Below are 501 nucleotides of genomic sequence, written 5' to 3' on the forward strand. Positions count from 1 at the left end.
ATCTTTAGCAGAACAAAATGGGTATTTAAAAGAGCGTTACGATTTTGAATTGGATACACATACAATCAATGTCGATGAAATGAACAAAATGGCAATAGAGGCTAAACATTTTCTTGATAGGATGGCTGATTTTTTAAGAAATGGTATAACGTATCATGACCCTTCCGTGCAAGAGCATGTCATGAATCATCTTAAGTTCCTAAATCAGAACGGGCATCCGACAAGTAAAGAAGATTACGTAAAACAAACACGTTTTTTTATGCAAGATGATTTCCATAGAGGAATGTTAGAAGAGCAGCAAGCCAGTTTATCTTATTATTTGGTTGTCGTTGCAGAACACCTGTAGTGTTTTATCACCCTATAAAGGGTGACAGCCATCAGGCTTACGAGACAGCACCGCCAACAATCGAAACATTCTGCCGGTCAACGGCAAAACGCCGTCCGTTCCATTTCAATACGGTTTGAACATATCCCAATGAGTCGGCGTTATACCTTCCCGCT

General features: G+C 39.7%; 2 pseudogenes. One reads left to right on the top strand and one right to left on the bottom strand.

The features are described from left to right. Positions 1 to 346 (top strand): annotated as a pseudogene (locus ACWHAR_RS32700) (MerR family transcriptional regulator); the annotation flags it as partial. Positions 347 to 383: 37 nt separating this feature from the next. On the opposite strand, the pseudogene ACWHAR_RS32705 reads toward ACWHAR_RS32700, so the two are convergent. Then, a pseudogene (locus tag ACWHAR_RS32705) lies at positions 384 to 501 on the bottom strand (hypothetical protein); the annotation flags it as partial.

Source organism: Bacillus sp. LR--39 (assembly GCF_053613335.1).